We start from the raw sequence: 11,595 nt of genomic DNA on the forward strand, positions 1-11,595 counted from the left end.
GTGTGACCGCCGGCGGCCGGGCGGGACGCACCCGCCCGGCCGCCGGAACGGTCAGTGGCGCTCGCCGGCCGCGCGGTCGGCGGCCTGCGCGCGGAGGGCGCGCTCGATGCCGGCGCGGGACTCCACGACCTGGCGGCGCAGCGCCGGCGCCGGGTCGACCGAGGCCAGCCAGGCGTCGGTGGCGTCCAGGGTGGCCTGCTCGACCTGGTAGGCCGGGTACAGGCCGACGATGATCTGCTGCGAGATCTCGTGGCTGCGGCTCTCCCAGACGCCCTTGACCGCGGCGAAGTACTTCTCGCGGTAGGCGGCGATCAGCTCGCGCTGGTCGGGCTGCTGGAAGCCGCCGATGACGGCCTCCTGGACGTAGTTGGTGAGCTTGTCGGACTCCACCACGGAGGCCCAGGCCTCGGCCTTGGCGGCGGCGGTCGGGCGGGCGGCCCGGCAGCTCGCGGCGTGCTCCTGGCCGGAGGAGGTGTTGTCGCGCACCAGCTCCTCGTCGACGGCCTTGTCGTCGGCGCGGCCGGTGGCGACCAGGCGGGCCAGCAGGCTCCACCGCAGCTCGGTGTCGACGGCCAGGCCCTCGATCACCTCGGAGCCGTCGAGCAGGCCGGCCAGCAGGCCGAGCTGGGCGTCGGTACGGGCGGCGCCGGCCAGGGTGCGGGCCCAGGCGAGCTGGTGGTCGCTGCCGGGGGCGGCGGCGCGCAGCTGCTCCTCGGCGGCGGCGGCCCAGCTCTGCAGGCCCTCCTCGCGCCAGGCCGGGTCGGCGTACATCTCCAGGGCGAGCTTGACCTGGCGCTGCACGGACTGCACGACGCCGATGTCGGACTCGCGCTGCAGGCCGGAGAGGGCGAGGGCGAGGTAGTCGCGGGTGGCGAGCTCGCCGTCGCGGGTCATGTCCCAGGCGGAGGCCCAGCACAGGGCGCGCGGCAGCGAGTCGGCGAAGTCGCCGAGGTGGCCGGTGACGACGGCCATCGAGTCCTCGTCGAGGCGGACCTTGGCGTAGGACAGGTCGTCGTCGTTGAGCAGCAGGACGGCGGGGCGGTGCCGGCCGACCAGCTCGGGCACCTCGGTGCGCGGGCCGTCGACGTCGAGCTCGATCCGGTCGGTGCGCACCAGGGAGCCGTCGACCAGCTCGTACAGGCCGACCGCGATCCGGTGCGGGCGCAGCACGGCCTCGCCGCGGGCTCCGGCGGGCAGCGCCGGGGCCTCCTGGAGGACGGCGAAGGACTCGATCTCGCCGTCGGTGTTGATCCGCAGCTCGGGGCGGAGCACGTTGATGCCGGCGGTCTCCAGCCAGGCCTTCGACCAGGTCTTCAGGTCGCGGCCGCTGGCCTCCTCCAGGGCGCCGAGCAGGTCGGGCAGGGTGGTGTTGCCCCAGGCGTGGCGCTTGAAGTAGGCCTGCACGCCCTGGAAGAACGCGTCCTGGCCGACGTAGGCGACCAGCTGCTTGAGCACCGAGGCGCCCTTGGCGTAGGTGATGCCGTCGAAGTTGACCTGGACGTCCTCCAGGTCGTTGATCTCCGCCATGATCGGGTGGGTGGACGGCAGCTGGTCCTGCCGGTACGCCCAGGTCTTCATCTGGTTGGCGAAGGTCGTCCAGGAGTGCGGCCACTTGGAGCCGGGGGCCTCGGCCTGGCAGACGGCCTCGGCGAAGGTCGCGAAGGACTCGTTCAGCCAGAGGTCGTTCCACCACTCCATCGTCACGAGGTCGCCGAACCACATGTGGGCGAGCTCGTGCAGGATCGTCGCGGCGCGCATCTCGTAGGAGGCGTCGGTGACCTTGGAGCGGAAGACGTACTGGTCGCGCAGGGTGACGGCGCCCGCGTTCTCCATCGCGCCGGCGTTGAACTCCGGAACGAACAGCTGGTCGTACTTGGCGAACGGGTAGGCGAAGTCGAACTTCTCCTGGAAGTAGTCGAAGCCCTGCTTGGTGACGTCGAAGATCGCCTCGGCGTCCAGGAACTCGCGCAGCGAGGGGCGGCAGTACACGCCGAGCGGCACCCGCTGGTCGCCGTTGACATACTCGTCGAAGACGCCCACGTAGGGGCCGGCCACCAGCGCGGTGACGTAGGTGGACATCCGCGGGGTGGGCTCGAAGGCCCAGGTGCGGGTCGCGCCCTCGCCGGCCGGCTCGGGGCTGGGGGAGTTGGAGACCACGACCCAGCCCGCCGGGGCCGTCACGGTGAAGCGGAAGGCCGCCTTGAGGTCGGGCTGCTCGAAGGCGGCGAAGACCCGGCGGGCGTCCGGGACCTCGAACTGGGTGTACAGGTAGGTCTCGCCGTCGACCGGGTCGACGAAGCGGTGCAGGCCCTCGCCCGTGTTGGTGTAGGCGCAGTCGGCGACCACCCGGAGCTCGTTCTCGGCCCGGACGGCGGGCAGTGCGATCCGGCTGTCGGCGAAGTTGGCGAGGTCCAGCGACTCACCGTTCAGCACGATCTCGGAGACGCTCGGCGCGACCAGGTCGATGAAGGTGGCGGCACCCGGGGTGGTGGCGGAGAAGCGGACCACGGTGGTGGACCGGAAGGTGCCCCCCTCGGGGGCCGAGCCCAGGTCGAGCTCGATGTCGTACGACTCCACATGCAGGAGTGCGGCCCGGGTACGGGCCTCCTCACGGGTCAAGTTGGTGCCAGGCACTCGCAGGACTCCTTCGTCAGGCTTGGTTGGGGGCATCCTTTCACGAGCGTCCCCCGCGCGGACCTGCGATTTCCGGGGTCGTCGGGCGGTTCGGGCGTTCGGCTACGACACTCGACGTAGGGCGGCGGCTGAGGTTTCGCAACGATCTGCATTCGCCCTTGACTCTGTATTGCGGACTTGGCTGAGCTTAGAGTTCAGAAGTTGAAGATGAACGCCCGGTTGAGGATTCGACACCGCAGGGTGACGGCCCGGCCGGCCACAACGAGCTCCGCCGCAAGGGCGCGGCAGGGACGGGAGCGGTCGGGTTCCCGTGCCCTGGGAGGGTGAATCATGTCGATGGACACGCCGGGATCGCAGTCCTCGCTGCACCGGGCGAACCTCGAGAGGGTGCTGCGGGCCGTGCGGATGGCCGGCTCGCTGACCCAGGCCGAGATCGCCAGGTCCACAGGGCTGTCGGCGGCGACGGTGTCCAACATCGTCCGCGAGCTGAAGGAGAGCGGCACCGTCGTGGTGGCCGACACCTCCTCAGGTGGCAGACGGGCGCGCAGCGTCTCGCTCAGCGGGGACGCCGGGATCGTGGTCGGCGTCGACTTCGGCCACACCCACCTGCGCGTCGCGGTGGGCAACCTGGCGCACCGGGTGCTGGCCGAGGAGAGCGAACCGATCGACACCGACGTGTCGGCCCAGCAGGGCTTCGACCGGGCGGAGACGCTGGTCGGGCGGCTGCTGTCGCAGGCCGGGTTCCGCCCGGACAAGGTGATCGGCGTGGGCCTGGGCGTGCCCGGCCCGATCGACGTGGAGACCGGCGCGCTCGGCTCGACGGCGATCCTGCCGGGCTGGACGGGCGTCAACCCGGGGCGGGAGCTCTCCCAGCGCCTGGGCATGCAGGTGTACGTGGACAACGACGCCAACCTGGGTGCACTGGGCGAGTTGGTGTGGGGCGCGGGCCGCGGCCTGAGCGACCTCGCGTACATCAAGGTGGCCAGCGGCGTCGGCTCCGGACTGGTCATCAACGGGCAGATCTACCGCGGCCCCGGGGGCACCGCCGGCGAGATCGGGCACATCACGCTGGACGAGGCCGGCCCGGTCTGCCGCTGCGGCAACCGGGGCTGCCTGGAGACCTTCGTCGGCTCGCGCTACCTGCTCAACCTCTTGAACGCGAGCCACCCGGGCGAGTTGACGCTCACGAAGGTGGTGCAGCTGGCGCAGCAGGGCGACCTGGGCTGCCGGCGCGTCATCGCGGACGCCGGCCGGCAGATCGGCTCGGGCGTCGCCACCCTGTGCAACCTGCTGAATCCGCGTCGGGTGATCCTCGGCGGCGAACTCGCGGAGGCCGGTGAGCTGGTGCTCTCCCCGATCCGGGACTCGGTGGCGCGGTACGCCATCCCCAGTGCGGCGCGGCAGCTCTCGGTCGTTCCGGGCACGTTGGGCGGCCGGGCGGAGGTGCTCGGCGCGCTCGCCCTGGTGATGAGCGAGATGGGCGAATCGGGCGCGATCCGGCACACCGGGCTGGCGTCCGCGTCCAGTGCCTGAGACACCGCGGGCGGCCCGCCGAACGGCCGCCGAGCGACCCCCGCGCCGCCTCTGAGCTGCGCAGACCGGCCCCCGACCTGCCCCGGCAGGCGGGGGCCGCGGTCGTTTGATCTCGGCTTCGCCTTCAGGAAGATAACGAAAGGGTTCGGATCACCGCAGTTGCGGTTTTACTTATTGACGACAAGGTGCGGGCCGGGTTGACTCCACTCAACCTCGCCGCAAGGTTGCGGCACTGTCAGGGAGGCACCCCCACCATGAACGCAATGATGCGTCGCGCTGTCATCGGCACCGCTGCTGTCTCGATGGCCCTCTCCATGGCCGCCTGTGGCAAGGCCGGCAGCGACAAGAAGGACGACGCCAAGAGCGGCGACAGCAAGTCGATCGGCCTGCTGCTTCCGGAGAACGCTTCCTCCGTCCGCTACGAGTCCTTCGACAAGCCGTTCATCGAGGCCAAGGTCAAGGAGCTGTGCGGCGACTGCACCGTTAAGTACAGCAACGCCGAGGGCTCGGCCGCGAAGCAGAAGCAGCAGTTCGACACCCTGATCGCCCAGGGCGTCAAGGTCATCATCCTGGACGCGTTCGACGCGGCCTCCACCCAGTCCTGGGTGAAGGAGGCGGCCGACAAGGGCGTCAAGGTCATCGCGTACGACCGCCTGGCCACCGGCCCGGTCTCGGCCTACGTCTCCTTCGACAACGAGAAGGTCGGCGAGCTGCAGGGCCAGGCCCTGCTGGACGCCCTCGGCGCCAAGGCCGCCGACGCCAACATCGTCATGATCAACGGTGACGACGCGGACCCGAACGCCGGCAAGTTCAAGTCCGGTGCGCACAAGGTCCTCGACGGCAAGGTCAAGAAGGTCGTCTACGAGCAGTCCGGTGAGTGGAAGCCCACCGTGGCCGGCCAGAAGATCGGCGCCGCGATCACCCAGCTCGGCAAGGACGGCTTCCAGGCCGTCTACTCGGCCAACGACGGCATGGCCGCCGCGATCATCACCCAGCTGAAGTCCGCGAACATCAACGTTCCGGTCGGCGGCCAGGACGCGGGCCTCGACGCCATCCAGCGCCTCGTCAGCGGCGAGCAGTCGTACACCATCTACAAGGCGTACAAGCCGCTGGCCGACTCGGCCGCCGAGCTCGCCGTCGCGCTGCTGCAGGGCAAGGACGTCAAGGCCGTCGCCTCCGCCAGCATCGACAGCGACACCGACAAGGGCATCCCGGCCAAGCTGCTCGACCCGAAGGTCGTCACCAAGGCCAACATCAAGGACACCGTGATCGCCGACAAGCTGTACAACGTCGCCGACATCTGCACCGGCGCCTACGCCGAGGGCTGCAAGGCCGCGGGCCTGCAGTAAGTCCACCCGGGTGGGCGCTCCCCGGCGGGAGCGCCCACCTCGCGGCGGGGCCGGCCCCGCCCCCGTGGCGGGGCCCCACCGGGCCCCGGCCGGTCCCCACCCCTTTTCTCGCACTAACCTTCGCGCCCGGGTCGGCGCGCGGCAGGCCGTGTCATGCCCATATCCGGGGGCTGGCACGGAACGAAGGAGATGGTTCACGTGACAGGCGCACCCGTACTGGCGTTGCGCGGTGTCTCCAAGCGCTTCGGTGCCGTTCAGGCGCTCACCGATGTGCACCTGGAGGTCCACGCCGGCGAGGTCGTCGCCCTGGTGGGCGACAACGGTGCAGGCAAGTCGACGCTGGTGAAGACGATCGCCGGCGTGCACCCCATCGACGAGGGCGCGATCGAGTGGGAGGGCAGCAAGGTCGCGATCAACCGACCGCACGACGCCCAGGCCCTCGGCGTCGCCACCGTCTACCAGGACCTCGCGCTCTGCGACAACCTGGACGTCGTCGGCAACCTCTTCCTCGGCCGCGAGCTGCGCCGCTTCGGCGCGCTCGACGAGGTCGCCATGGAGAAGCGCGCCAAGGAGCTGCTCGACACCCTGTCGATCCGCATCCCCAGCGTCCGCATCCCGATCGCGGCCCTCTCCGGCGGTCAGCGCCAGGTCGTCGCGATCGCCCGCGCCCTGGTCGGCGACCCCAAGATCGTCATCCTGGACGAGCCCACCGCCGCCCTCGGCGTCGAGCAGACCGCCCAGGTCCTCGACCTGGTCGAGCGCCTGCGCGACCGCGGCCTCGGCGTGATCCTGATCAGCCACAACATGGCCGACGTCAAGGCCGTCGCGGACACCGTCGCGGTGCTCCGCCTGGGCCGCAACAACGGCGTCTTCGAGGTGGCCAGCACCTCGCACGAGGAGATCATCTCCGCCATCACCGGCGCCACCGAGAACGCCGTCACCCGGCGCCAGGCACGTATCGCGGAGGAAGCGAAGTGACCACCGACCAGACCACCAACGCCGCGGAGAAGGCTCCCGAGCCCGCCGCCGCCCCGGCCGCCCCCGCGGTCGACCCGCGCCTGCTCGTCCGCGAGGCCGGCTTCGCCGGCTACGTCGCCGAGTTCAAGCGCAAGATGAAGAGCGGCGACCTGGGCTCCGTCCCGGTCGTGCTCGGCCTGATCCTGATCGGCGCCATCTTCCAGGGCATCACCGGCGACTTCCTCAACGCCGACAACCTCACCAACATCACCAAGTGGGTCGCCGGCCCCGGCCTCATCGCCGTCGGCATCGTCTTCGTGCTGCTGCTCGGTGAGATCGACCTCTCCCTCGGTTCGGTCGCCGGCGTCTCCGCCGCGATAGCCGCCGTCCTCTCGGTGCGTTCGGGCCTCAACGAGTGGCTCGCCTGCCTGATCGCGATCGTCGCCGCGCTCGCCATCGGCGCCCTGCACGGCTTCTTCTTCGCCAAGATCGGCGTCCCCGCCTTCGTCGTCACCCTGGCGGGCCTGCTCGCCTGGAGCGGCCTGCAGATGTTCGTCCTCGGCGACAAGGGCACCGTCAACGTCCTGAACGACGGTGTGCTCGCCAACCTGGACACCTACTTCCTCGGTGACGGCGACGTCGCCTTCACCTGGGGCTTCGCGGTTCTCGGCATCGCGCTCTTCGGCGCCGGCCAGTTCCTGGACGCCAAGCGCCGCGGCGACGCCGGCCTGCCGGCCCGCCCGATGAGCGAGATCGCCCTGCGCACCGGCGTGATCGCGGTGATCGCCCTGGTCGCCGCCTACATGCTGAACCAGGACCGCGGCCTGCCGCTGCCCCTGGTGATCTTCCTGTCGGTCGTCGTCATCACCGACTTCGTGCTCCGCCGCACCTCCTACGGCCGCCAGATCTTCGCGGTCGGCGGCAGCGTCGAGGCGGCCCGCCGGGCCGGCATCAACGTCGCCTGGGTCCGGATCTCGGTCTTCATGATCTCGGCCGGCATGGCGGCCCTCGGCGGCCTGTTCATCGCCTCCCAGCAGGGTTCCGCGGACAAGCTGCTCGGTGGCGGCAACGTCCTGATGAACTCGATCGCGGCGGCCGTCATCGGCGGCACCAGCCTCTTCGGCGGCCGCGGCAAGACCTGGTCCGCCCTGCTGGGCATCCTGGTCATCCAGTCGATCATCACCGGCCTCGACCTGGTGCACGTCAACCAGGCGATCCAGTACATGATCACCGGCGCGGTGCTGCTCGGCGCCGTCGTGCTCGACTCCGTCTCCCGCCGCACCCAGAAGTCCAGCGGCCGGGGCTGACGACACGCCCGGAGCAGTGTGAGGCCCGGCACCCGAACCGATCGGGTGCCGGGCCCCGTCATGTGTAACCGGAGCCCCCATGCGCCGCATGGTGTCCGCCAGCCGGACATTAGACTCTTGCAGTCGGGGAAGCCCGGCCAGGCCGGACAGAGAGGTCTGGGAACAGTGAACGAGGAGGAACGGGTGGCCCTGCTGACCCGCATTAGGGGACCGCGCGATCTCGACCGGCTCACCCCGGCGCAGCTGGCCGACCTGGCCGAGGAGATCCGGGGCTTCCTGGTCGAGGAGGTCTCGAAGACCGGTGGCCACCTCGGCCCGAACCTGGGCGTGGTGGAGCTCACCATCGCGATGCACCGGGTCTTCGACTCGCCGCGCGACCGGATCCTCTTCGACACCGGCCACCAGAGCTACGTCCACAAGCTGCTCACCGGCCGCCAGGACTTCTCCCGGCTGAAGATGAAGGGCGGCCTGTCGGGCTATCCGTCGCGCGCCGAGTCCGAGCACGACGTGATCGAGAACTCGCACGCCTCGACCGTCCTCGGCTACGCCGACGGCCTCGCCAAGGCCAACAAGATCCAGGGCCACAAGGACCGCCCGGTCGTCGCCGTCATCGGCGACGGCGCGCTCACCGGCGGTATGGCCTGGGAGGCGCTCAACAACATCGCGGACGCGAGGGACCTGCCGGTCGTCATCGTCGTCAACGACAACGAGCGCTCGTACTCCCCGACCATCGGCGGCCTGGCCAACCACCTCGCCACCCTGCGCACCACCCAGGGCTACGAGCGGTTCCTGTCCTGGGGCAAGGACGCGCTGCAGCGCACCCCCGTCGTCGGCCAGGCGATGTTCGACACCCTGCACGGCGCCAAGAAGGGCCTGAAGGACTTCATCGCCCCGCAGGGCATGTTCGAGGACCTCGGCCTCAAGTACATCGGCCCGATCGACGGCCACGACCTGGTGGCGCTGGAGTCCGCGTTCACCAAGGCCCGCGGCTTCGGCGGCCCGGTGATCGTGCACTGCATCACCGAGAAGGGCCGCGGCTACCACGCCGCCGAGAACAACGACGAGGACCGCTTCCACGCGGTCGGCGTCATCCACCCCGACACCGGCCTGCCGGTGAAGTCCTCCGGCAAGGACTGGACCTCCGTCTTCGGCGAGGAGATGGTCGCCCTCGGCCGCGAGCGCAAGGACATCGTGGCGATCACCGCCGCGATGCTGCACCCGGTCGGCCTGGCGCCCTTCGCCAAGGCCTACCCGGACCGCATCTTCGACGTGGGCATCGCCGAGCAGCACGCCGCCGTCTCGGCCGCCGGCCTGGCCACCAACGGCCTGCACCCGGTCGTCGCCGTCTACGCGACCTTCCTGAACCGCGCCTACGACCAGGTGCTGATGGACGTCGCGCTGCACAAGCTGGGCGTCACCTTCGTCCTCGACCGGGCCGGCGTCACCGGCACCGACGGCGCCTCGCACAACGGCATGTGGGACATGTCGATCCTGCAGACCGTCCCGGGCCTGCGGCTCGCCGCCCCGCGCGACGCCGACCAGGTCCGCGCCCAGCTGCGCGAGGCCGTCGAGGTGCCCAACGCGCCCACCGTCGTCCGCTACTCCAAGGGCAGCGTCGGCCCCGCCGTCCCCGCGGTCGGCAAGGTCGGCGGCATGGACGTGCTCCGCGAGAGCGGCGAGGGCGGCGGCGACAGGCGCGCCGACGTGCTCATCGTCTCCGTCGGCGCGATGGCCCCGCTCTGCCTGGAGGCCGCCGAGCTGCTCGACGCCCAGGGCATCACCTCCACCGTCGTCGACCCGCGCTGGGTCAAGCCGGTCGACAAGGCGCTGCCCGGCCTCGCCGCCGAGCACCGGGTCGTCGTCACCGTCGAGGACAACGGCCGCGTCGGCGGTGTCGGCAGCGCGATCGCCCAGGCCCTGCGCGACGCCGACGTCGACCTGCCGCTGCGCGACTTCGGCATCCCGCAGGAGTTCCTCGACCACGCCAAGCGCGAGGAGATCCTCGCCGAGATCGGCCTCACCGCCCCGGACGTCGCCCGTCAGGTGACCGCCCTCGTGGCGCGCCTCGACGCGCAGCCCGTCCAGGCCTGACGCCCGATCGTGCCGGAGCCCCGGGAGCGGTTGCCCCGCACCCGGGGCTCCGGCACGTCACGAACCGGGCAGATCGGGCGCGATCCCGATCCGGCGCGCCCGCCGACGGGGGCGCCGGGTAGGTTGTCACCCGTGCCCACACCGACCCCCAGCAGCCCCACCGCGACCGCCCGCCTCCGCGAGCAGGTCCGCACGGGCTACTGGACGAGGCTGGTGCCGGTGCTGGCCCTGCTCGCCGCGGCCACCCACGTGCCGTCGTTCCTGCGGCCGGTGTGGAGCCCGGACGAGGGCTACCTCGCCACCCAGGCCCGCATGCTGGCCGACGGCGGCGTGCTCTACGACACCGTCGTCGACCGCAAGCCCCCGCTGCTGCCCTGGCTGTACCAGGCCTGCTTCGCGCTCTTCGGCTCCGGCTCGCTCTGGCCGCTGCGCAGCCTGGCGATCGTCGCCCACCTGCTCACCGCCGTGCTGCTGGCCTCCATCGCCCGCGGCCGCTGGGGCAACCGGGCCGGCGGCGCCGCCGGCGTGCTCTACCTGCTGCTGTCCATCGGCTTGTCGCCGGAGGACACCCAGGCGGCGACCTTCGAGGTCTTCATGCTGCCTGCGATGGTCGCCGCCTTCCGGTACGCCGAGCGGCGCCGCTGGCTGGCCGCGGGCATCGCGGTGGCGCTCTGCTCGCTGACCAAGCAGACCGGCGGTGCCGTGCTGCTGCCGGTGCTGTGGATGATGCTGCAGGACGCCCGCCGGCGCGGGGTGCGCTGGCCCCCGGTGCTGGCCGCGATCGGCTTCGGCTTCGCGCTGCCGATAGCGCTCGTCGCGCTGATCCTCACCAAGCCCAAGGGCTTCCTGTTCTGGGTGGTCACCGGCAGCGGCGACTACGCCTCGCTCGGCGGCGCCTGGCTGCAGATGACCGGCCGGGCGCTCGGCAACTCGGCGATCCTGCTCGCCGCCGGCCTCGGCTTCGTGGTGCCGATCGGGTACCGGCTGTGGCTGCGGCGCGGCCGCCGCAGCGTCCCCGGGGCGGGGGAGGAGCACGGCTCCACCACCGACCTGTGGGTGTGGTTGCTCTCCTCGGCGGTCGCGGTCAGCGTGGGCTTCCACTTCTTCGGCCACTACTACCTGCAGCTGATGCCGCCGCTGGTGCTGCTCGGCGTCGGCGCGGTCTCCACCTCGGCGGTGCGCTGGCGGCCGGTGCTCACGTACTCGGCGGTGGCCTGCACCTTCTTCTGGGGCCTCGCGGTGTTCTGGCCGGGCCAGAAGCTCACCCAGACCACCGAGGTCGCCACCGCGGTCGCCAAGCAGACCACGCCGAAGGACACCGTGCTGGTCTGGGGCATGCACCCGGAGCTGTACTGGCTGGCCGACCGTCGCCCCGCCAGCCGGTACCTGACCGCGGGCTTCCTCACCAACTACAGCGGCGGCAAGGACGGCCAGAAGGTCGGCGAGCAGTACAGCGTCAGCGAGGCCTGGCAGACCTTCGACGAGGAGCTCGCCGCCAAGGGCCTGCCCGAGATCGTCGTCGACGACTCCGGCACCGCCCCCTACCAGCCGCTGCTGATCCCCCGCATCGAGAGCCTGCTCGACACCCACTACGAGGTCGTCGGCGTCACCGGCGACACCGTCATCTACCGCCTCAAGAAGAAGTAGCCCCGCCGGAGACGGCCCGGGGCGCCCAGGGGCCGCCTCGGGGCGGCCCGGTACGCCCTCAGGGCGCCTCCAGGGCC

The 11,595-nt window shown here is 71.2% G+C and carries 7 protein-coding genes; 6 read left to right on the plus strand and 1 reads right to left on the minus strand.

The window, feature by feature from the left end; all coding sequences use genetic code 11:
• Positions 1–51 precede the first annotated feature (51 nt).
• Positions 52–2,634 carry an aminopeptidase N gene (pepN, locus tag IE98_RS0107675; protein WP_030266288.1) on the minus strand — a complete coding sequence of 861 codons (2,583 nt, stop codon included), beginning with the start codon at positions 2,632–2,634 and terminating at the stop codon, positions 52–54.
• A gap of 336 nt (positions 2,635–2,970) precedes the next feature.
• Here pepN and IE98_RS0107680 point away from each other — a divergent pair, with 336 nt between their 5' ends.
• The 6 genes from IE98_RS0107680 to IE98_RS0107705 all read left to right on the plus strand — a co-directional run bounded on the left by IE98_RS0107680 (position 2,971) and on the right by IE98_RS0107705 (position 11,518).
• Complete coding sequence (locus IE98_RS0107680) at positions 2,971–4,167, plus strand: ROK family transcriptional regulator (RefSeq protein WP_030266291.1); 1,197 nt, start codon at positions 2,971–2,973, stop codon at positions 4,165–4,167.
• A gap of 254 nt (positions 4,168–4,421) precedes the next feature.
• The gene (locus IE98_RS0107685) at positions 4,422–5,516 is read left to right on the plus strand and encodes a sugar ABC transporter substrate-binding protein (RefSeq protein ID WP_030266293.1); all 1,095 of its coding nucleotides are present in this window, start codon (positions 4,422–4,424) and stop codon (positions 5,514–5,516) included.
• A 189-nt stretch (positions 5,517–5,705) separates the two neighbouring features.
• A complete protein-coding gene (locus tag IE98_RS0107690) occupies positions 5,706–6,494 on the plus strand; it encodes an ATP-binding cassette domain-containing protein (RefSeq protein ID WP_030266296.1) in 789 nt (262 codons plus the stop codon).
• Entirely contained in the window at positions 6,491–7,780 is a 1,290-nt protein-coding gene (locus IE98_RS0107695; RefSeq protein WP_030266299.1) for a sugar ABC transporter permease, read from the plus strand. The genes IE98_RS0107690 and IE98_RS0107695 overlap by 4 nt, the downstream gene beginning before the upstream one ends.
• A gap of 183 nt (positions 7,781–7,963) precedes the next feature.
• On the plus strand, positions 7,964–9,871 hold the full coding sequence (dxs, locus tag IE98_RS0107700) for a 1-deoxy-D-xylulose-5-phosphate synthase (RefSeq protein WP_030266302.1): 1,908 nt from the start codon (positions 7,964–7,966) through the stop codon (positions 9,869–9,871).
• Positions 9,872–10,003: 132 nt separating this feature from the next.
• Positions 10,004–11,518, plus strand: coding sequence for an ArnT family glycosyltransferase (locus IE98_RS0107705; protein ID WP_030266305.1), 1,515 nt, complete (start codon positions 10,004–10,006; stop codon positions 11,516–11,518).
• Positions 11,519–11,595: the final 77 nt, after the last annotated feature.

This window comes from Streptomyces sp. NRRL B-24484 (assembly GCF_000717715.1).
Taxonomy (GTDB): Bacteria; Actinomycetota; Actinomycetes; order Streptomycetales; family Streptomycetaceae; genus Kitasatospora.

What these genes read in the sequence shown, in the direction of transcription:
- IE98_RS0107690 (WP_030266296.1), top strand. Translation starts at nt 5,706, where the DNA reads ATGGTTCACGTGACAGGCGCACCCGTACTGGCGTTGCGCGGTGTCTCC.
- IE98_RS0107685 (WP_030266293.1), top strand. Translation starts at nt 4,422, where the DNA reads ATGAACGCAATGATGCGTCGCGCTGTCATCGGCACCGCTGCTGTCTCG.
- IE98_RS0107680 (WP_030266291.1), top strand. Translation starts at nt 2,971, where the DNA reads ATGGACACGCCGGGATCGCAGTCCTCGCTGCACCGGGCGAACCTCGAG.